Source organism: Amycolatopsis sp. NPDC049159 (genome assembly GCF_040648295.1).
In the GTDB taxonomy this organism is placed as follows: Bacteria; Actinomycetota; Actinomycetes; order Mycobacteriales; family Pseudonocardiaceae; genus Amycolatopsis; species Amycolatopsis pretoriensis_A.
This window is the reverse complement of sequence record NZ_JBEZDL010000023.1, coordinates 1-16,867: the sequence shown is the minus strand read 5'-3', so window position 1 is coordinate 16,867 and position 16,867 is coordinate 1. Positions and strand designations below refer to the sequence as shown.

Below are 16,867 nucleotides of genomic sequence, written 5' to 3'. Positions count from 1 at the left end.
TGAATCTAGCCGCCGGGCGCGCGGTGCGTCCCCCGATCACCCGGATGGCCGACGACGTCGGTCAGGTGTGCGCGAGCAGTTTCTCCAGCAGTTCCGGGTGGTCGGCGAGCCCCTCCCGCAGGGTGTGCTCGCGCAGCGGCTTGAGGTCGCCGAAGGGCGGGTTCGCCCAGTCCAGCGCGCCCTGCGGCGGCTCCGGGTCGTACTCGATGCCGAACTGGACGTTGGTCGCCAGCTGCCGCCCGGCCAGCCGTTCCACCAGGTGCAGCGCGAGGTCGATGCCCGCCGACACCCCGGCGGCGGTGATCACGGAGCCGTCCTCGACCCACCGCTGCGCGACCGGCGTGGCGCCGAGCCCGGCGAGGACGTCGCGGAACATCCAGTGCGTGGTCGCCTTCTTCCCCTCCAGCAGGCCCGCCGCGCCGAGGATGAGCGAGCCGGTGCAGACCGACGTCACCAGCTCGGCGCCGGCGGCCGCGGCGCGCAGCCACGCGAGGAGGCGCTCGTCGGCCATCGCGCGCAGCGTCGGCACGGTGCCACCGGGCACGAGCACCGCGTACGGCGCCGGGACTTCGTCGAAGGTGTGGCTCGGGGCGACGCGCAACGGCGTGTCCGTGCCGACGGTGCCGGTGCTCGCGCCGACGACGACGGTCCGGTAGCCGGCGTCCATCCGCGCGAGCGCGCTGAGCACCTGCAGCGGGCCGACCAGGTCGAGCGGCGTGAGGCCGGGGTACACGACGAAAGCGAGGGTCTTCTGCTCATCGGTCATGTCCCCGACCATGGCGGGCCGGGACGCCGGGCGGGGCGCCGGTGTCCGGATTCCTGCGAACCGCGTCCGAGCGCCCGGTCCGGCTGCTAGCGTGCCGATCATGTCAGGGTCACCCAGACGGGTCGTGATCGTCGGGTACGCCGACGCCGAGCTGCTGGACATCGCCTGTCCCGCCGATGTGTTCGACGCCGCGAACCGGCTCGGCGCGCGGCCGCCGTACGAGCTCCAGCTCGCTTCGGTCGACGGCCACGGCATCCGCACCTGCGCCGGGCTGGTGCTGCAGCCGCACCTGCGGCTCGACCAGGTCGCCGGCGACCTCGACACGCTGGTCGTCGCGGGTGGCTGGGGCAGCCCCGCCGCGGCGGCCGACGAGCGCGTCCTCGCCCACGTCCGGCGGCTGGCCCGCACCAGCCGCCGGGTCGCGTCGGTCTGCACGGGCGCCGAGGTGCTCGCCGCGGCCGGCCTGCTCAACGGCCGCCGCGCGACCACGCACTGGCGCTACGCGGCGAAGCTCGCGCGGGACTACCCGGCGGTGACGGTGGACCCGGTGCCGCTCTACGTCCGCCACGGCAACGTCTACACGGCGGCGGGTGTGACGAGCGGGCTCGACCTGACGCTGTCGCTGGTGGAGGCCGACCACGGCCCGTCACTGGCCCGCGAGGCGGCCCGCGCGCTGGTCACCTACCTGCAGCGGCCCGGGAACCAGGCCCAGGTGAGCCTGTTCCTGTCCGGTCCGCCACCGGAGCACCGCGAGGTCCGCGACCTGACCGCGTACATCGCCGAGCACCTCGAGGACGACCTGGGCACGCCGGCGCTCGCGGCCCGCGCGGGCATCAGCACGCGCCAGCTCACCCGGCTGTTCGACGCGCACCTGGGCACCACGCCCGGCCGGTACGTCCGGACGATCCGCACCGAGCAGGCGGCCCGCCTGCTCTCCGGCACCGACCTCCCGCTGGCCACGATCGCCCGCCGCTGCGGCTTCGGCTCGACGGAAACCCTCCGGCAGGCGTTCCTCGACCACTTCGACACGCCGCCGTCGGCGTACCGGCGGGTGCACGTCCGCCAGGCGTACGGCTGAGGCATCCGGACGAACCGGTCGCCCGGCGGCCCCTGGCGCGGGCGCCGGGATCCCGCTGTCAGGATGTGCGGGTGGACCGCCCCGACCTCGCCGACGACGCCACCGGACCGATTCGCCGGGTCACGGACGAGGTGTCCCCTTCGCCGGGGCCCGGCACGTCCGGAACGCCGGGAACGCCGGGGAAACCGGCCCGCCGCACGCCACCGGAGGCCGGCCGCCGCCGCACGGACACCGGAGCGCAGCGGGTGCCGCCCGAGACCGGCTCGCACCGCATCCCGGCCGACGTGGCGGCTCCGCGCACCAGCCGCCGAGCCGACACGGGCGCCCAGCGGCTCCCGGCCGTCGACCTGGGCGAGACCGCCCGGACCCGTCGCGGGGACACGGGACCGCACCGCACCGCGGCCGCCGCCGACCACGCACCAGCCCGCCGCAGCGCCCAGCGAGCCCCCGCCGAAGACCAAGGCGAGACCCCACGAGTCCCCCGCGGCGCCCAGCAAGCCCCCACGGGCGACCAAACCGGCACTGCCCGGCCCCGCCGCGGAGACACCGGCCCGCAGCGCGCCGCCGATCAAGCCGACAGCGCGCCACCCCGCCGCAGCGCCCAGCAAGCCCCGGCCGTCGACCAAACCGACACCGCCCGGCCCCGCCGCGGAGACACCGGCCCTCAACGCACCACCCGGCGTGGCGACACCGGCCCCCAGCGCGCCGCCGCGAGTTCCCAGCCGCGCACACCGGCCGAACCCGAAACCGGCCACGGGCATGGCCACGGCCATGGGCACGGCCCCGCCGCCCCCGCGTCGCGCCGGGTCAAGCTGCTCCTGATCTGGCTGCTCGCCCCGCTGGCCCTCGCCACCGTCGTCGGCATGGTCGTCCTCTACCCCTGGGGCAAGGCGTCCCCCACGAGCGTCGTCCCCCAAGGCACGCCCGTCCACGCGAACATCACCGCCACCGCCACCGGCCCCTGCCTCGCGCAAGGCCAGGTGCAGGTCGGCGACCAGACCGACCCGAACGCGAAACCCTGCCTGACCGTCGACCTCACCATGACCGACGGGCCGGCGAACGGGAAGCAGCTCAAGCTGACCGTCCCGATCGAGCCCAGCACCCCGCGGTTCGCCGCCGCGGACGCCGTCGTGCTCGCCTACAACGGCGGGAACGCCAATGACCCGGCCAGTTTCCAGCTGGTCGACTTCCAGCGCGGGACGCCGCTGTTCGTGCTCGCCGCGCTGTTCGCCGTCGCCGTGCTCGTGCTCGGGCGCTGGCAGGGGGTCGCCGCGCTCGTCGCGCTCGGGCTGTCCTTCGTCGTCATCGCGCTGTTCATCCTCCCGGCCATCCTCGCCGGCGAAAACCCGCTGGTCGTGGCGATCGCCGGGGCGGGCGCGATCATGTTCATCGCGCTCTACCTGACCCACGGGCTGTCCGCGAGAACGTCCGCCGCGGTGCTCGGGACGCTCGTCAGCCTCGCGCTCATCGGCGTCCTCGCCGCGATCTTCTCCGCCGCCGCCTCGCTGACCGGCCTGGACGACAGCACCTCGACGCTCATCGGCTCGCTCGGCCACGGCATCGACGCGCGCGGGCTGCTGCTCGCCGGCGTCGTGATCGGGGCGCTCGGCGTGCTCGACGACGTCACCGTCACCCAGACGAGCGCCGTCTGGGAGCTGCGCCGGGCCAACCCGGACCTGACCTGGCAGGAGCTCTACCGCTCCGGGCTGCGGATCGGCCGCGACCACGTCGGCTCCGCGGTCAACACGCTCGTGATGGCCTACGCCGGGGCCGCGCTGCCGGTCCTGCTGTACTCGTCGATCTCCGGGGTCGGGCTGGGCGCGCTGCTCGGCAGCGAGGACATCGCGCAGGAGATCATCCGGACGCTCGCCGGCAGCGTCGGCATCGTCGCGGCCGTCCCGGTGACGACGGTCCTGGCCGCGCTGATCGCCTCCCGCGAGCCGGCGGCCCACCTCAGCAGCACCACGAAGGCCGTTCCGTCCCATCCGTGACACCGGCGCGGCCGCCCGCGAGGACGACGTCAGTCGAGCGTCGCCACGAACCGGCTGACGGCTTCCATCGTGAAGCGCTGGACGTACTTGCCCGACGGCGCCACCGACGCCAGCCGGTAGAGCGGGCGCTCGGCCACGCCGGAGCCGCGCGCCTCCGCCTTCAGCTCGGCGACCAGCAGCTCGCCGAAGACGAGGCCGTTCGCCTCGGTGTTGTTCATCAGCGCGTTCGCCAGCTTCCGCAGCTGCAGGATGCCCAGCTCGCGCCCGCCGGTCCCGGAGAACACCGCGAGGTCCACCTTCGCGACCTTGCCGCGCTGCCCCGCGTTGACCAGCAGGCTGACCGTGCGGCTGCCCCGGACGTCGCCGACGACGAGGTCGAGCCGGGTCGCGGCGACCAGGTCGACCCGGCGCAGGCCCCAGGTGCGCACGAGCAGCGTCGAGCCCTCCAGCCAGACGCGGCGCCGGATGCTCACCGCCATCACGTACAGCAGCGGCAGGGCGATCACCAGCGCGACGATCAAGCCCGGCACCGTGCCGCCGATCAGCCCGGCGACGCCGCCGAAGGCCGCGGCCACGATGACCACGCCGATCAGGCCCGAGATCCCGCGGCGACGGCGTCCGCGCGGGTCCTCCTCGAACAGCGCGATCCGCTCGGTCGTCTCCTCGGCCATGCTCACGCCCCCGTCCCGGCGAGGAACGGGTTGCCCGCGCGTTCCCGGCCGATCGTCGTCGCCGGGCCGTGGCCCGGCAGCACCACCGTGTCGTCCGGCAGGTTCGCCACCAGCTCCCGCACCGCCTCCGCCACGTCGCCGCGGCCCACCGACCCGGCGAACAGCGTGTCGCCGGTCAGGGCGAGCCGCCCGCCTTCCGCCGTCTCCAGGACGAGCACCACCGAACCCGGGGTGTGCCCGGGCGCGGGCCGGACGTCGATCTCCAGCCCGGCGAAGGTCCCGGCTTCGAGCGGGACGCTGGCACCGTCGTGGAGGTCCGCGTCGGCCGGGTGCAGGTGCAGCGGGACGCCGTGCTCGGCCGAAAGCGAAGCGGCCGAAGCGACGTGGTCGGGGTGCCCGTGGGTGGCCATGAGGGCCGCCGGGACCAGCCGGTGCTCGGCGAGCGCGGCGGCCAGCGGCGCGGCCACCTCCTGCCCCGGATCCACGACCACGCACGGCCCGCCGGCGGCCTCCGCCAGCAGGTAGCAGTTGGCCTGCAGCGGGCCGCTGCCGAACCCGACGACGAGCACCGAACGCCTCCCGGACATCCGCGCCGGATGGCGCCGATCACGATCGGGTTGAGACTAGCGGGCCCTGTACATGGTCCTCACAGGCTGTGCCCATACACTGCCGCTACCTCAGACGTGTGACACGAGCGGAAACCTGGAGGGTACGGGGTGGCGACCAACCAGCAGCGCCGCGAAGCTGCGAAGCGCAAGCTCGAGAGGCAGCTCGAGCGCCGATTGGAGCAGCAGAAGCGACGCAGGAGGATCGGCGCCGGTGTAGTCGGCGTGGCGGTCCTCGTCGTCGCGGGCGTGGTGGTGTGGATCGTGAGCGCGAACGGCGGTGACAGCACCGACACGGCCGCGTCGTCGTCTTCGGCCACCCCGCCGCCGACCGAAGTCCAGATCCCGACGCAGCGCACCGCGCTGCCGAAGCGGGCCACGGCGCTGCCGAACCCGACGACGTGCGACTTCAAGGCCGACACGACGGGCAGCAAGGCGCCGAAGAAGGTGAACACGCCCGACGGCAAGAACGTCCCGTCGACCGGCACGGTCAACGTGACGCTCAAGAGCACCGCGGGCGACATCCCGCTGACGCTCGACCGGGCGCTCGCGCCCTGCGCCGTGCAGAGCTTCATCAGCCTCGCGAAGCAGAACTTCTACAACGACACCATGTGCCACCGGCTCGGCACCGAGGGCCTGCAGATGCTGCAGTGCGGTGACCCCTCGGCCACCGGCGACCCGACGACCGACGGTCAGGGCGGCCCGGGCTACACGATGCCGGACGAGGCGTTCCCGGAGATCAAGTACGGCCGCGGCATCCTCGCCATGGCGAAGACGTCCGCCCCGAACTCCGGTGGCAGCCAGTTCTTCATGGTCTACGGCAACGCCGAGGGCCTCCCGGCGGACTACTCGGTGTTCGGCAGCATCAGCGACGAGGGCCTGAAGGTGCTCGACGCGGTCGCCAAGGCGGGCATCGCGAACCCGAACCCGCAGGACGGCACCGGTGCGCCGACCAAGCAGGTCAAGTTCACGGGCGTCACCGTCGCGTAGTGCCGCCCCGCTACGAGCTGAACGGGGATCCGCTCGGCCCGGACGCCGCGCTCGCGGGAATGGTCTCCTACGGCCACTTCACCGCGATGCAGGTCCGGGACGGGCGGGTCCGCGGGCTCGCGTTCCACCTCGAACGGCTCGCGACGAGCACCCGGCTGCTGTTCGGCACCGACCTCGACGTCGAGCTGGTGCGTTCCTACGTCCGGCAGGCGATCGACGGCGAACCGGCGCTTTCGGTGCGGGTCCTGGTGCTGACGCGCTCGTTCGACGAGCCGATGCGGCCGGAGATCCTCGTCCGGACACTCCCGCCGCACCCGCCCGACCCGGCTCCGCTGCGCCTGCGGACGGTCCGCTACGAGCGGGACCTGCCCCAGGTGAAGCACCTGGGCACGTTCGGGCTGATCCACCACTCCCGCCAAGCCGAGCTGGCCGGGTTCGACGACGCGTTGTTCGTCGACCACGCAGGGCGGATCAGCGAAGCGTCGATCTGGAACGCCGGATTCCTCCACGGCGACACGGTCGTGTGGCCGGAAGCCGCGGTGCTGCCCGGGATCACGATGCTGGTGCAGAAGGAAGCCCTGCGGCGCCTCGGCGTACCGCAGGAAACGCGTGAAGTCCGGCCGGCCGACCTCCGCGACTTCGACGCGATGTTCGTGACGAACTCCGAAACGCCCGGCCGCCCGGTCGCCGCCGTGGACGACCTCGTCCTGCCGCCCGCGGACCGCGCGGTGGCGTTGCTCGCGGGGGCCTACGAAACCGTTCCCTGGGACGAGATCTGAACCACGGCCGCACCGGCCCCGTGTAGGGGGCAACACCGGAACCCGCCGGGGTCGCCGGGGAGAGGTGCCGACCATGGCCGAAAACCGGGCTCCCGCGGTGCGCCGCGTCCTCGGGCGAGCCGGGCAAGCCGGTGCCGCCGGTGTCCTCTTCGCCGTGCTCGCCGGGGGTCCGGCCCTCGCGCAGGCCGCCCCGGACCCGCCGTCGGTCAAGTACTACATCGTGCCGCACGCCGACAACCCGGACGACATCACGCTGTTCAGGATCGCCGAACGCGCGCTCGGCGACGGGAACCGCTTTCCCGAGATCTTCCGGCTGAACCAGGGCCGGCCGCGGCCGGACGGCTCGCCGTTCACCGACGCCACCCGGATCGAACCGGGCCAGGTGCTCCAGCTGCCCGAGGACGCCCAGGACCCGGCCGTCCGGTTCGGCCCGTTGCCGGCCGCCCCACCCGTGCCCGTTCCCGCGCCGGTGGCGGCCCCGGAGCCGGCCGGGCTCGGGGTCGGGCTGGCGTCGGCCGTCAGCGGTTCCGGCGGCCTGCTGACCGGCCTGATCGCCGGGCTCTGGTGGCGACGGCGCCCGCAGCTCGTGCCGCCCCCGCCGTTCGAACCGCCCGAGCCACCCGATCCGCTCGAACCCGAGACCGGCGACGACTGCAGTGGCTCGGTCAGCGGCACGCTGCCGATCCCGGTCGTGCCGGCGGTGCTGCGGCCGGAGCCGAGCACGGCCGAACACGCGATCATCGTGCTCGACACCGCCGACACGCAGGTGATCGCCGCGGTCCGGCCGGGTTCGCGGTTCCACTTCAAGCTGGGCGGCCCACCCGATTTCGCCGACGGCTCGACGGTGCTCGTCGTCGACGACGACGGGCGGTGACCGGCCCTGCGCTGAACGGCTCAACCGGCGCCGGAACCCTGGCCTCGGCCCGCCGGGGCCGCAATAGTCGAACGATGACCTCGGATCCGTTCGGGACCCTGCGCAAGGCGCTGTGGATCGGCGGCGCCCCGTGGACCGGGAAGTCCACGGTCGCGCGCCTGCTGGCCGACCGCCACGGGCTGACCACCTACCACCACGACCACCGCGCGCGCCCCGCCACCGCGCCGGGGGACGACGTCCCGGCCGGCGAGCAGCTGACCGCCGTGCTGGCGGAGTTCGAACAGCGGTTCCAGCGGGCGCTGGACGAGCTGCGCGCGTGGGAGTCCCCGCGCCCGATCGTCGCCGAGGGCTGGGGCCTGCACCCGGAACTGGTGGCCCCGCTGGTGGATTCGCCGCGCCGGATGGTGGTGCTGGTGCCGACCGAGCTGTTCCGCCAGCACCAGCTGCGCCACCGGCCGGACGAGCCCACCATCCCGGAGCAGCGCAGCCGCCTGACGCGCGACCGGATGCTGGCCGCGCAGGCGGTCCGCTCGGCGCGGGCGCGGGGCATCCGGGTCATCGAGATCGACGGCAGGCTCGACCCGGCCGGGGTCACCGACGTCGTCGCCGAGCACTTCCGCGAGTACCTGGACGCGTGACTTCTCTTGTGGCGACGGGACTTCAGCGGTAGGTGAAGCGCGGCGGGCGCCGCTCGAGGAACGCGGCGACGCCCTCCGCGTAGTCCTCGCCGTGCAGGGCTTCGGAGCGGATCTCCTCGACCTCCGCGTCCGGGGTCTCCTGGCCGGCGACGATTTTCTCGATGATCCGGTTCATCCCGCGGATCGACGCCTGCGAACGCGAACACAGCGTCGCGGCGAACTCCGCCGTCGACGCTTCCAGCGATTCGGCCGGGAAGACGTCGTTGAGCAGGCCGATCTCGCGGGCACGGGCCGCCGTGATCAGCTCGCCGGACAGCAGGAAGTACTTGGCGTGCGCCGGGCCGACCAGCGACACCAGCTGGCGCGTGGAATCGAAGTGGTAGACGATGCCGAGCTTCGCCGGGGTGATGCCGAACCGGGAACCTTCGGCGGCGAAGCGGAAGTCGCAGGCGACCGAGACCTGGCAGCCGCCGCCGATGCAGTTGCCCTGGACCATCGCCACCGACGGCTTGCGCATCGAGGTCAGCGCCGCCACCGCGCCCTCGACCGCTTTGTCGTAGCTCGCCGCGCCTTCCGCCGTGGTGCGCAGCTCGCCGAACTCGCTGATGTCGGCGCCCGCGGAGAAGTGCTTGCCCGCGCCCGCGATCAGCAGCACCTTCAGCGCCGGGTCGGCCTCGACCTCGGCCACCACGGCCGGGATGGCCGACCACATGCCGTAGGTGATCGCGTTCATCTTCTCCGGCCGGGTCAGCGTGAGCCGGGCGACTTCGCCGTCGCGCGTCAGGTCGAATCCGTCGGTCATGCACCGCACCCTAACCGCTCGCCCTCAGCGAAACCTGCGGTGTGTGACGTGGTCGTGCCGCTAGCTTGAGGCCATGGCGATGATCGAGGTGGGCGGGACGACGTTCGGCTACGACGAAGCCGGTGAGGGGCCCGCGGTCGTGCTGCTGCACGCCGCGATCGGCGACCGCCGGATGTGGGACGCCCAGTTCACCGCGCTCGGCGCCACGCACCGGGTGATCCGCTACGACCGCCGCGGCTTCGGCGAAACCGCCGACGGCCCCGGCGAGTTCGCCCACTTCGAGGACCTGCTGGCCCTGCTCGATGCCCGGGGGATCGAGCAGGCCGCGCTCGTCGGGGCGTCCATGGGCGGGGCGTGCGCGCTGGACGCCGCCCTCGCCGCACCGGAGCGGATCACCCGGGTCGCCCTGCTCGGCTCCGGCCTCACCGGGCACCCGTGGCCGGACCACATGCAGGCGGACATCGCGCGCCTGACCGCCGAGATCCTCCCGGCCGACCGGCTCGCCCGCTACCACGCCCGCGAAGGCGACGTCGACCCGGCGGACGTCCGGGCGATGGCCGACGCCAACATCGACTACCTGGTCGCGGGTCCGGAGCGGGACGTGTCGGTGCTGCCGGCCGAAATGGTGGCGCTGGTGCGGGAAATGTGCGAGCAGGTCTACCGCCACGACTGGACGGCTCCACAGTGGACGGAGCGGATCCCGGACACCCGGCACCGGCTGGCCGAGATCACCACCCCGGCGCTGGTGGTGATCGGGACGTCCGACGCACCCGGCCTGGTCGAGCTTTCCGCGCACCTGGCGGAGTCGCTGCCGGACGCGAAACTCGTCGAGCTCGCCGACACCGGCCACCTGCCGTCGATGGAACGCCCCGACGAGGTCACCGCGCTGCTGCGGGAATTCCTTGGCGGACAGCCGCTCAGGTGAAGATCTTCTGCACCTGGTCGGAAATCTTGGCCACCAGCTCCGAGAACTGCACGAGCCCGCCCAGCAGGCCCTTGACCTTCTCCCACCGGCTGCGCACCACCGCGGGCTCCGCGGCTTCCCCGGCGCGCAGGTCGCTCGCCAGGTCGGCCAGCGTGTCCTCCACGACCTCCTGCTTGGCCAGCTCCTTGCCGCGCACCTCGGCCGTGAGGCGCTCGACGAGCTCCAGCAGCGACGAGACCGCGGCTTCTCCCCCGCCGCCGTCGATTCCGGTCTGGCTGATGTCGCCCGAGTTGTCGCCGCCGATGCTGACCTTGTTCGAAATGCGGTGTCCCATCAGACCTCCGTCCTGGCCGTCCGGCCGGGCTTGCCGGGCAGCAGCTGGCTGCCCGTCCCGGTCTGGGTGATCGGGGCGCGGTTGTCGCCCGCGATGGTGATGTCGTTGTTGATCACGACCGCCGCCTGCTCGTCGAACTTCGCCGTCGAGAACCCGGCGTCGCCGAGGAGTTTGCCGATGGCCGGCAGGAGCCGGCTTTCGATGATCTTTTCGTAGCGTTCGATGTCGACGAGCTGGAAGTAGTCGGTGAACCTGTTCACCGACCCCAGTTCGCGAAGCGTGCTCGCGGTGCCGTAGCGGTCCGGGTCGAGGACGCCGGGCTCGCGGCCGGGCTGCCGGATCCAGGACGCCACGTTCGCGACCCGGCCGGGCAGGGTCGCCGGCATCTCCAGCCACGCCAGCAGTCCCTGGCCGAACGGGCGCAGCGAGTCCGGCCGCATCTTGTCCACCGCCCGGTACTCGGCCTTGACCGGCGGCAGCATGAACGGCGTCCACTCGACGTACAGCGTCGTGTCGGCCACCGCGACGTGCAGGAACGTCGTCAGCACCAGCTCCCGGTCCCAGGTCTCGACCTGGAAGCAGAGGTAGTAGCGCGCCCATTCCTTCGGCTCGGTCCGGAGCTGCTCGACGTGCGCCTCGGGCAGCCGCGTGAGCGGCGGGTGCTCGACGTCCGGCAGGTACGCCGCGGCTTCCGGCTCGTCCAGGTGGTCGACGAGTTCCGCGGCCGGGGTGAACACCGCTTCGGTCACGGTCAGCCCGGCCAGCCGGCGGTCCGGCGACAGCGCGCTCGAGTTGCGGAGGTTCCCGATCGCCGCGCGGATCCCTGCGTACATCGCTTCGGTGGTCAGCTCCGGCCGGTTTTCCGGGGCGTCTTCGCCGTCTTCGACCCGCTCCAGCGGGATCGCCATGGACCAGGCCGCACGCCGGAACCCCGCCCCCACGAAGGGGTTGTAGCCGCGGTACACCACCAGGGGCGCGCCGGCCGAGCCCGCGAGCTCGTCGTCCCGCCGGTAGCGGCCGAGCTGTTCGCGGAAGTCTTCGGTGAACGCCCCGGTGAGCGTGCCGGTGTCGGGCGCCGGTGGGGCGAGGCGCCGGAAGCGGCTCGTCAGCAGGTTCCACAGCGACCACCGCTCGATCGTCACCACCACGAGCACCACCACGGCGAGCACGATGCCGACGACCAGCCGGGCGGTGCTGCCGCCCGAGGTCTCTTCGTAGTAGTCGTCGTACCGCGCGGCGTACCGGCTGCGGTCGTCCTCGAAGAGCGCGCTCCCGTAGGTCAGCGCCAGCCACACGACCACGATGGAAAGGCCGATCATGACGAGCGTCTTCGGGTTGAAGGTGCGCTGCGTGACGTAGGTGGTCTTGCCCGCCCGCGCGGCGACGAGCAGGACCGACAGCACGATCCAGCCGTACAGCACCAGGTTGTCCCACGACAGCGCGAGCACGACCGCCATGAGCAGCACCAGGATCAAGTCGTAGTTCTTGCGGCGCGCCCGGGCTCGCACGGCTTCGGTGAGCACGCGGCCGGCGTCGATCCCCGGCGTCGCCGGGACCGGCCGGGTGGGCTCGACGAGGAATTCCTTGATCGCCCGCGTGCTGTAGCCGGGGTCGAGGTAGGACGCCGCGCACAGGTACCGCGTGGTGTCGTCGGACATGCTGCCCCTCCCGGCACAACCGCACATTTCGGACCACCTGCAATTTGCCGACCGTAGCATGCGGGCGCGGTTTCCGGGGAGGGCATTTACACCGTGGTCGCGCGGTTCCGGGAATCGTCGAATGACAATTCCCGGACACGGGCCTGCGGCAATTGCGCTAACCGCGTTCGGCGCGCTCGATCAGCTGCTCGGCCCACTCCCGGATGGCCGTGGCCTGCCCGGGGCTGAGCTGGTCGAGGACGAGCCGGCGGACGTTGCCGCCGTGCGCACGGGTGGCGCGTTCGGCCGTCCGGCGGCCTTCGGCGGTCAGCTCGACGCCGGTGCGGCGACCGGTCGCGCCGTCCTCGATCCGCGCCACGAGCCCGCGGTTCTCCATGCGTGTCAACAGGTGCGAGACGCGGCTCTTCTCCCAGTCGAGCGCGTCGGCGAGCTCGCCGACGCGCATCGGGCGGCCCAGCGTCATCAGCACGCTGAACTCGGCCTTCGAGATGCCGCAGTCGCGCTGGAGCCCCTGGTCGAGTTCGCGGACGAGCACGCGCTGGGCCCGCATCCAGGTGTCCCAGAACGCCCAGTCCGCCGCACTCATGCCCGCCATGCCGTCAGTCTACGCTAGAGTTGACACGTCAACTCTTGGGGAAGGACACCGATGAAGACTCTGATTCAGGGCGGCCTGGTGGTCAGCGTGGATCCCGCCGTGGGCACGCTCCCCCGCGGCGACGTGCTCATCGAAGACGGCCGGATCGCCGCCGTCGCCCCGGCGATCGACGCGACCGGCGCCGAGGTCGTCGACGCCACGGGCAAGATCGTGCTGCCCGGCCTCGTGGACACCCACCGCCACACCTGGCAGACGGCGTTCCGCGGCCTCGGCGCCGACTGGACGTTCGACCAGTACCGCGTCGCCGTGCAAGGCACGCTCAAGCCCCACTACCGGCCGGAGGACGTCTACCTGGGCAACCTCCTCGGCCGGCTCGAAGCACTCAGCTCCGGCGTGACGACCGTGCTCGACTGGTTCCACTGCGCCTTCCGGCCGGAGAACGCCGACGCCGCGATCCAGGCCCTGCGCGACGCGCCCGGCCATTCGATCTTCTGCTACGGCGCCGACGGGCCGGACATCGAGCCGGAGATCCGGCGCGTCCGCGAGGTGCTGCCGGGCGAGGACATGGCACTGGGCCTGCGCGGGCCGGTGGTGTCCACAATGGACGATACTGCCGCGGATGTCGCGCTGGCGCGGGAACTCGGGCTGCGGGTGAGCCTGCACGTCCACGGCACCGGCGGCTGGCCGCACGGCGACCGGCCGATCGACGGCATGCGCGAGCGGGGCCTGCTCGACGACCGCACGACCGTCGTCCACGGCAACGGGCTTTCCGACGACCAGCTGGCGATGCTGGCCGACGCGGGCTCCTCGGTGTCGATCAGCCCGGACGTCGAGCTGAAGATGGGCTTCGAGCCGCTGATCACCGGCCGGGCGCTGGCCGCCGGGCTCCGGCCGTCGCTGTCGATCGACGACTGCCCGTCCGCGGCCGGCGACCTGTTCGGCGCCATGCGCACGGCGTTGGCGGCCGAACGCGGGCGCATCACGACGAGGGACGTCCTCGGGTTCGCGACGCTGGACGGCGCCCGCGCCTGCGGGCGCGCGGACCGCACCGGCAGCCTCACCGTCGGCAAGGCCGCCGACCTCGTCCTGCTCGACGCCGAGGACCTGTCGGTCTTCCCCGTCGCCGACCCGGTCGGCACGATCGTCGCCGCCGGGCACCCCGGGCTGGTGGACAGCGTCTTCGTGGCCGGAAAAGCGGTCAAGCGCGACGGGAAACTGCTCGGTGTCGACTTACCGGCTCTGCGCACCCGGCTGCGGGAATCGCGCAACCGGATCGCCGCGGCCGCCGGCATCGCCGTCGACGGGTCGTGGGTGCCCTAGGTGTTCTGTGCGGGGAGGCTGTGCCTGGCCCGCTGCATCGTCAAGGACGGGTGACCACCGCGGCGGGCCGCGGAACGGTTCCAGGAGTCGGTCTCGATGCCGCCGGCCGCCGCAACGGTCGCACTCGCGGGCGTGGCTACGCCTGCCTGCACAACGCCGTGGACGACCACTCCCCTGGCCTGCACCGAGATCCTGGCTGGTGAGACCCGGGAGACCGCGGTCGCGTTCTGGGGCCGCCCAGGCGTTTTTCACCAGCTACGGCGTCACGCGCTTCCGACCTCACGGGTCAGGACGCCTAGGAAGCCGACGTCACGCGGTAGACGTCGTAGACGCCCTCCACGCCGCGGACCACCTTGAGGACGTGGCCGAGGTGCTTCGGGTCGCCCATCTCGAACGAGAAGCGGCTGACCGCGACCCGGTCGCGGGACGTGGTCACCGAGGCCGACAGGATGTTGACCTTCTCGTCGGCCAGCACCTTGGTGACGTCCGAGAGGAGCCGGTGGCGGTCGAGCGCCTCGACCTGGATGGCCACCAGGAACACCGACGAAGCCGACGGCGCCCACTCGACCTCGACCAGCCGCTCGGGCTGGGACTGCAGGTCGCCGGCGTTCGTGCAGTCCGTGCGGTGCACCGACACGCCGCCGCCGCGGGTCACGAAGCCGAGGATCTCGTCGCCCGGCACCGGGGTGCAGCAGCGCGCGAGCTTCGCCCAGACGTCGCTGGCGCCCTTGACCACGACGCCGACGTCGTTGGAGCCGCGGCGGCGGGTGACCGTCGACGGCGTCGCGCGCTCGGCGAGTTCCTCCTCCGCCGCGTCGACCCCGCCGATGAGGGCGACCAGCCGCTGCACGACGTGCTTCGCGCTGGTGTGGCCCTCCCCGACCGCCGCGTACAGCGACGAGATGTCGGCGTGGCGCAGTTCGGTGGCGACCGCGCCCATCGACTCCGCGGAGACCAGCCGCTGGATCGGCAGGCCGACCTTGCGGATCTCCTTGGTGATGGCTTCCTTGCCGCCTTCGATCGCCTCGTCGCGGCGTTCCTTGGCGAACCACTGCCGGATCTTCGCGCGGGCCTTCGGCGAGCCGGCGAACTGCAGCCAGTCGCGCGACGGCCCGGCGTTCTCCGCCTTCGACGTGAAGATCTCGACGACTTCGCCGTTTTCCAGCTTGCGTTCCAGCGCCACCAGGCGGCCGTTGACGCGGGCGCCGATGCAGCGGTGCCCGACCTCGGTGTGCACGGCGTAGGCGAAGTCGACCGGCGTCGACTCCACCGGCAGCGTGATGACGTCGCCCTTCGGCGTGAACACGAAGATCTCGCGCGAGGCGAGCTCGTAGCGCAGCGACTCGAGGAAGTCGCCCGGGTCCGCCGCTTCCCGCTGCCAGTCGAGGAGCTGGCGCATCCACGCCATCTCGTCGACGTCCACGGCGTTGCCGTTGTGCGTGCCCTTGGTTTCCTTGTACCGCCAGTGCGCGGCGATGCCGTACTCGGCGGTGCGGTGCATCTCGTAGGTGCGGATCTGCACCTCGAGGGGCTTGCCGTCGGGGCCGATCACCGTCGTGTGCAGCGACTGGTAGACGCCGAAGCGCGGCTGCGCGATGTAGTCCTTGAAGCGGCCGGGCACCGGCTGCCACAGCGCGTGCACGACGCCCATCGCCGCGTAGCAGTCGCGGACGTCCTCGACCAGGATCCGCACGCCGACCAGGTCGTGGATGTCGTCCAGGTCGCGGCCGCGGACGATCATCTTCTGGTGGATCGAGTAGTAGTGCTTCGGCCGGCCCTCGACCTTCGCGGTGATCCGCGACGACACGAGGTTGCTGGTCAGGTCGGTGATGACCGAGCGCAGGTAGATGTCGCGCGACGGCGCGCGGTCGGCGACCAGGCGCACGATCTCGTCGTACTTCTTCGGCTGCAGGATCGCGAACGCGAGGTCTTCGAGCTCCCACTTGACCGTGGCCATGCCGAGCCGGTGCGCGAGCGGGGCGAGGACCTCGAGCGTCTCGCGGGCCTTGCGGGCCTGCTTCTCCGGCGGCAGGAAGCGCATCGTGCGCATGTTGTGCAGCCGGTCCGCGAGCTTGATGACCAGGACGCGGGGGTCCTTGGCCATCGCGATGACCATCTTGCGGATGGTCTCGGCCTCGGCGGAGGTGCCGAGCTTGACCTTGTCCAGCTTCGTGACGCCGTCGACGAGCTCGGCGACCTTCTCGCCGAAGTCGGCCTTCAGGCTCTCGACGGCGTAGCCGGTGTCCTCGACCGTGTCGTGCAGCAGCGCCGCGACCAGGGTCGTGGTGTCCATGCCCAGCTCGGCGAGGATGGTCGCGACGGCGAGCGGGTGGGTGATGTAGGGGTCGCCGGACTTGCGCCGCTGGTTCCGGTGCAGTTCTTCGGCGACGTCGTAGGCGCGCTGCAGCAGCCCGAGGTCGCCGTTGGGGTGCAGCTCGCGGTGGATGACGGCGAGGGGCTCGAGGACCTGCTTGACCGGGGCGGCGCGCTGCGCGGTGATCCGGCGGGCGAGGCGGGCCCGGACGCGGCGGGTCGCGGACGGGTTCGGCGCCGCGCCGTTCGGCTTCGGCGGCGCGGGCTGTGCCGCCGCCTGCCCGTTTTGCTGGGCGTCCTGGTGCGCGGGCACCGCGGCGTCGAGCTCCTGGCTCACCCGCACCTCCTGCTGCTCGTGCGGCCTTCGGACCACCAGGGTAGCCGCTGCGCCTCGCAGCCCTGTCGGGTGCGCCCGTTCAGGGGGATGCCACGGCTTCGTCCACAGTCGTCTCCGCCACGGCCGCCAGTTTACGGTGCGCGTTCGGGCACGCTTGGCGTCCGGACGGGCCGAGCACCGGCCGCCTGCGA

At 72.6% G+C, this 16,867-nt stretch carries 15 protein-coding genes and 2 pseudogenes; 9 read left to right on the top strand and 8 right to left on the bottom strand.

Annotation, left to right across the window (positions count from 1 at the left end; all coding sequences use genetic code 11):
- Window positions 1-61: 61 nt before the first annotated feature.
- Window positions 62-766, bottom strand: a complete 705-nt coding sequence (locus AB0B33_RS36060; RefSeq protein WP_360780275.1) for a DJ-1/PfpI family protein — start codon at window positions 764-766, stop codon at window positions 62-64.
- A gap of 100 nt (window positions 767-866) precedes the next feature.
- Here AB0B33_RS36060 and AB0B33_RS36055 point away from each other — a divergent pair, with 100 nt between their 5' ends.
- Together AB0B33_RS36055 and AB0B33_RS36050 are read left to right on the top strand one after the other, a co-directional pair.
- On the top strand, window positions 867-1,844 hold the full coding sequence (locus AB0B33_RS36055; protein ID WP_360780272.1) for a GlxA family transcriptional regulator: 978 nt from the start codon (window positions 867-869) through the stop codon (window positions 1,842-1,844).
- Window positions 1,845-2,584: 740 nt separating this feature from the next.
- Window positions 2,585-3,835, top strand: a pseudogene (locus AB0B33_RS36050) (YibE/F family protein); the annotation flags it as partial.
- 29 nt (window positions 3,836-3,864) lie between these two features.
- On the opposite strand, the gene AB0B33_RS36045 reads toward AB0B33_RS36050, so the two are convergent.
- Together AB0B33_RS36045 and AB0B33_RS36040 are read right to left on the bottom strand one after the other, a co-directional pair.
- Window positions 3,865-4,506 carry a hypothetical protein gene (locus AB0B33_RS36045; protein WP_247025153.1) on the bottom strand — a complete coding sequence of 214 codons (642 nt, stop codon included), beginning with the start codon at window positions 4,504-4,506 and terminating at the stop codon, window positions 3,865-3,867.
- A 2-nt stretch (window positions 4,507-4,508) separates the two neighbouring features.
- On the bottom strand, window positions 4,509-5,075 hold the full coding sequence (locus AB0B33_RS36040) for an MBL fold metallo-hydrolase (protein ID WP_360780657.1): 567 nt from the start codon (window positions 5,073-5,075) through the stop codon (window positions 4,509-4,511).
- Window positions 5,076-5,222: 147 nt separating this feature from the next.
- Between AB0B33_RS36040 and AB0B33_RS36035 the strand changes: the two genes are divergently transcribed.
- The 4 genes from AB0B33_RS36035 (at window position 5,223) to AB0B33_RS36020 (ending at window position 8,392) form a co-directional block, all read left to right on the top strand.
- On the top strand, window positions 5,223-6,101 hold the full coding sequence (locus AB0B33_RS36035; protein WP_247023904.1) for a peptidylprolyl isomerase: 879 nt from the start codon (window positions 5,223-5,225) through the stop codon (window positions 6,099-6,101).
- Window positions 6,101-6,880, top strand: a complete 780-nt coding sequence (locus AB0B33_RS36030; protein ID WP_360780269.1) for an aminotransferase class IV — start codon at window positions 6,101-6,103, stop codon at window positions 6,878-6,880. Before AB0B33_RS36035 ends, AB0B33_RS36030 begins: the two co-directional genes overlap by 1 nt.
- Before the next feature lie 73 nt (window positions 6,881-6,953).
- Window positions 6,954-7,754, top strand: a complete 801-nt coding sequence (locus AB0B33_RS36025) for a hypothetical protein (RefSeq protein ID WP_360780266.1) — start codon at window positions 6,954-6,956, stop codon at window positions 7,752-7,754.
- A gap of 74 nt (window positions 7,755-7,828) precedes the next feature.
- Window positions 7,829-8,392: a hypothetical protein gene (locus AB0B33_RS36020; RefSeq protein ID WP_360780263.1), complete on the top strand. Its 564-nt coding sequence runs from the start codon at window positions 7,829-7,831 to the stop codon at window positions 8,390-8,392.
- Between the two features lie 22 nt (window positions 8,393-8,414).
- Here AB0B33_RS36020 and AB0B33_RS36015 read toward each other — a convergent pair whose 3' ends face one another.
- On the bottom strand, window positions 8,415-9,194 hold the full coding sequence (locus AB0B33_RS36015) for an enoyl-CoA hydratase-related protein (RefSeq protein WP_360780260.1): 780 nt from the start codon (window positions 9,192-9,194) through the stop codon (window positions 8,415-8,417).
- Between the two features lie 73 nt (window positions 9,195-9,267).
- Between AB0B33_RS36015 and AB0B33_RS36010 the strand changes: the two genes are divergently transcribed.
- Window positions 9,268-10,119 (top strand): alpha/beta hydrolase, encoded by an 852-nt coding sequence (locus AB0B33_RS36010; RefSeq protein ID WP_360780257.1) that lies wholly within the window; start codon window positions 9,268-9,270, stop codon window positions 10,117-10,119.
- Here the strand turns inward: AB0B33_RS36010 and AB0B33_RS36005 are convergent.
- The 3 genes from AB0B33_RS36005 to AB0B33_RS35995 all read right to left on the bottom strand — a co-directional run bounded on the left by AB0B33_RS36005 (window position 10,112) and on the right by AB0B33_RS35995 (window position 12,706).
- Window positions 10,112-10,453, bottom strand: coding sequence for a hypothetical protein (locus AB0B33_RS36005; RefSeq protein WP_360780254.1), 342 nt, complete (start codon window positions 10,451-10,453; stop codon window positions 10,112-10,114). The two genes, AB0B33_RS36010 and AB0B33_RS36005, sit on opposite strands and share 8 nt — an antisense overlap.
- The gene (locus AB0B33_RS36000) at window positions 10,453-12,111 is read right to left on the bottom strand and encodes a hypothetical protein (protein ID WP_360780250.1); all 1,659 of its coding nucleotides are present in this window, start codon (window positions 12,109-12,111) and stop codon (window positions 10,453-10,455) included. Before AB0B33_RS36000 ends, AB0B33_RS36005 begins: the two co-directional genes overlap by 1 nt.
- Before the next feature lie 157 nt (window positions 12,112-12,268).
- Window positions 12,269-12,706 carry a MarR family transcriptional regulator gene (locus AB0B33_RS35995; protein WP_360780248.1) on the bottom strand — a complete coding sequence of 146 codons (438 nt, stop codon included), beginning with the start codon at window positions 12,704-12,706 and terminating at the stop codon, window positions 12,269-12,271.
- Window positions 12,707-12,757: 51 nt separating this feature from the next.
- On the opposite strand from AB0B33_RS35995, the gene AB0B33_RS35990 reads away from it, so the two are divergent.
- Window positions 12,758-14,026, top strand: a complete 1,269-nt coding sequence (locus tag AB0B33_RS35990; protein WP_360780245.1) for an amidohydrolase family protein — start codon at window positions 12,758-12,760, stop codon at window positions 14,024-14,026.
- A gap of 98 nt (window positions 14,027-14,124) precedes the next feature.
- Window positions 14,125-14,294, top strand: a pseudogene (locus AB0B33_RS35985) (IS481 family transposase); the annotation flags it as partial.
- A 27-nt stretch (window positions 14,295-14,321) separates the two neighbouring features.
- Here the strand turns inward: AB0B33_RS35985 and AB0B33_RS35980 are convergent.
- Window positions 14,322-16,676 (bottom strand): bifunctional (p)ppGpp synthetase/guanosine-3',5'-bis(diphosphate) 3'-pyrophosphohydrolase, encoded by a 2,355-nt coding sequence (locus tag AB0B33_RS35980; RefSeq protein ID WP_247023915.1) that lies wholly within the window; start codon window positions 16,674-16,676, stop codon window positions 14,322-14,324.
- Window positions 16,677-16,867: the final 191 nt, after the last annotated feature.

Excerpts from the sequence above, each read along its gene's own strand:
- AB0B33_RS36060 (WP_360780275.1), bottom strand. The coding sequence starts at position 766 with ATGACCGATGAGCAGAAGACCCTCGCTTTCGTCGTGTACCCCGGCCTC.
- AB0B33_RS36055 (WP_360780272.1), top strand. The coding sequence starts at position 867 with ATGTCAGGGTCACCCAGACGGGTCGTGATCGTCGGGTACGCCGACGCC.
- AB0B33_RS36045 (WP_247025153.1), bottom strand. The coding sequence starts at position 4,506 with ATGGCCGAGGAGACGACCGAGCGGATCGCGCTGTTCGAGGAGGACCCG.
- AB0B33_RS36025 (WP_360780266.1), top strand. The coding sequence starts at position 6,954 with ATGGCCGAAAACCGGGCTCCCGCGGTGCGCCGCGTCCTCGGGCGAGCC.
- AB0B33_RS36020 (WP_360780263.1), top strand. The coding sequence starts at position 7,829 with ATGACCTCGGATCCGTTCGGGACCCTGCGCAAGGCGCTGTGGATCGGC.
- AB0B33_RS36015 (WP_360780260.1), bottom strand. The coding sequence starts at position 9,194 with ATGACCGACGGATTCGACCTGACGCGCGACGGCGAAGTCGCCCGGCTC.
- AB0B33_RS36010 (WP_360780257.1), top strand. The coding sequence starts at position 9,268 with ATGGCGATGATCGAGGTGGGCGGGACGACGTTCGGCTACGACGAAGCC.
- AB0B33_RS36005 (WP_360780254.1), bottom strand. The coding sequence starts at position 10,453 with ATGGGACACCGCATTTCGAACAAGGTCAGCATCGGCGGCGACAACTCG.
- AB0B33_RS36000 (WP_360780250.1), bottom strand. The coding sequence starts at position 12,111 with ATGTCCGACGACACCACGCGGTACCTGTGCGCGGCGTCCTACCTCGAC.
- AB0B33_RS35995 (WP_360780248.1), bottom strand. The coding sequence starts at position 12,706 with ATGGCGGGCATGAGTGCGGCGGACTGGGCGTTCTGGGACACCTGGATG.
- AB0B33_RS35990 (WP_360780245.1), top strand. The coding sequence starts at position 12,758 with ATGAAGACTCTGATTCAGGGCGGCCTGGTGGTCAGCGTGGATCCCGCC.